Annotated in this window: 1 protein-coding gene and 1 pseudogene; one reads left to right on the top strand and one right to left on the bottom strand. The window is 63.0% G+C overall.

What is annotated here, in order from left to right:
• Window positions 1-473: pseudogene (locus AC11W3_RS12500) on the bottom strand (transposase); the annotation flags it as partial.
• 104 nt (window positions 474-577) lie between these two features.
• On the opposite strand from AC11W3_RS12500, the gene AC11W3_RS12495 reads away from it, so the two are divergent.
• Window positions 578-2,236: an IS1182 family transposase gene (locus tag AC11W3_RS12495; protein ID WP_484093107.1), complete on the top strand. Its 1,659-nt coding sequence runs from the start codon at window positions 578-580 to the stop codon at window positions 2,234-2,236.
• The last annotated feature ends 27 nt before the right edge of the window (window positions 2,237-2,263 follow it).

Raw genomic sequence — 2,263 nt, 5'->3', positions numbered from 1 at the left:
CGATCGCACCACCGCAGTACCCACCAGCGGCAAAACCCACTATCGGCACGCAGGATGATCCTAACGGACGGCCATACCTGTCGGAGCCGCTTGACCAACAACGCCAAGATGGCCCAAGCGTGTTGGGCGCCATCACGGTTACTGGGCCGGAGGTAACTGACCAGCAACGGCTCCCCACAAAAGACGTAGAGGGACAGAAAACAGTAGTGATCATAATAGCCATGGAAAAAGCGCTGCTCCTGATGACCGTGTACCGGGTCATCGGTCGCATCAAAGTCCAAGATCAATTCTTCGGGCGGCCGAGAAAAGGACGCGATAAATTGTTCCACGAGCACTTCATGGAGCGTCCAGGCAACCGCTCGACTGGCACGATTCTCCCACCGACAGAGGGTAGCGGGACTGGCTAACGGCGACGTGCGGTCGACCGCGGTTTGCACGGCTAGATCATGGCGCAGCGCCTGGTGATCGTTGAGGTGACACTGTTGGCGAATTCCACAACCGGATCTTGCTACGCCCCAGCGTGAGGATCATCATCAAATTCGTCCTTCTTAATCGACGCCTCGGAGGAGGATTCGTTATGTGCCTTCATCCACAAGAGTCTTTCCCTGTTCCGGAAGAAACCCGGCGCGGGGCCCAGGCCGCCTTCCCCAAAGGTACGCTCTGCCTGCAAATCGGCGACCATCTCGGGACGATCTACCAGGATAGCCAGTTCACCGCGTTGTTTCCGGCGCGGGGCCAGCCGGCCGAAGCACCGGCCCGGTTGGCGTTGGTCACGGTGTTGCAGTTTGTCGAGGGACTCTCGGACCGCCAGGCGGCCGACGCGGTGCGGGGGCGGATCGACTGGAAGTACGTGCTCGGCCTGGAACTGACCGACCCGGGCTTCGACTTCAGGGGGTTGTGTGAATTCCGCCCCCGCTTGCTGGCAGGAAAGGGCGAGGCGATGTTGCTCAACACCCTGCTGGCGCGAATCCAGGATCTGGGCTTGGTCAAAGCGCGGGGACGCCAGCGGACGGATTCCACCCACGTGCTCGGGGCGGTGCGGGGGCTCAACCGGCTGGAGCGGGTGGGCGAGACGTTACGGGCCGCCCTCAACAGCCTGGCGGTCGCCGCCCCGGAATGGCTGCAGGCGCGCGCGCCCGAGGCGTGGTACGCGCGCTACGGCCACCGCATCGAGAATTCCCAGTTTCCCAAGTCCGAAGCGGCCCGCCAGGAACTGGCGGCGGTCATCGGGGCGGATGGGCGGTTCCTGCTCGAGGTGGTCGAGGCCGCCACCGCCCCGCCTTGGCTGCAGACGCTACCGGCCGTCGCCATCCTCCGCCGCGTCTGGACGGAGCAGTATATCGAACACGACGGGGAGATCCGCTGGCGGACCGGCGCGGAGATGCCCACCGCAGCGGAGCAGGTCTGTTCCCCCTACGATCCCGAAGTGCGCTATAGCACCAAGCGTTCGGTGGAGTGGGTCGGTTACCAGGGCCATCTCACCGAGACCTGCGATCCGCAGACGCCGCATGTGATCGGCAACGTCGAGACGACGCCGGCTAGCACCCCGGACGATAATATGGCAGAGGTCGTCCATGCCTCTCTGGCCGAACGCCACTTGCTACCGACCGAGCATTTGGTCGACAAGGGGTATACCGATGCCCAGATCCTGCTCGACAGTCAACGGGCGTATCAGGTAACGCTCACAGGAGCGGTGGCGGATGATCCTAGTTGGCAAGCCCGCGGCGATACCGGCTTCGACAAATCGCACTTTATCGTGGAGTGGGACCAGCAGGTGGTCACGTGTCCGGCCGGCAAGCAAAGTCTTTCTTGGCTCCGCAATACCTACCCGAAAACCGGGGTGCTGTGGGAAGCTCGCTTTTCGCGCCAGGACTGCACGCCCTGCTCGTTTCGGGCCCAGTGCACCCGCGCCAAGGTCGAGCCCCGAATTATCGGGCTACAGCCGCAAGAACAGCATGAAGCCCTTCAAGCCGCCCGCCAGCAACAAACCACCGCACAATTTCGACAGCAGTATGCCGCGCGAGCCGGCATCGAGAGCACTCATGGGCAAGCGATCCGGCGCTGCGGGTTACGCCAGTCACGCTATATCGGCCTGGCCAAAACCCATCTGCAGCATGTCATCACGGCGGTAGCGGTGAACCTGATCCGGCTGGGCGAGTGGTGGAACGGAATGCCTACCGCCCCCACTCGCTGTTCGCGGTTTGCCGCCCTCAGCCTCTCCATACAGCCTGCCTGAGCGGACTATGAATTCGCCAACAGTGTC

The organism is Geomonas sp. (genome assembly GCF_056994735.1).
Note: the sequence above shows the minus strand (reverse complement) of the source record. Positions and strands in the feature narration are given on the sequence as shown.

What these genes read in the sequence shown, in the direction of transcription:
- AC11W3_RS12495 (WP_484093107.1), top strand. Translation starts at nt 578, where the DNA reads ATGTGCCTTCATCCACAAGAGTCTTTCCCTGTTCCGGAAGAAACCCGG.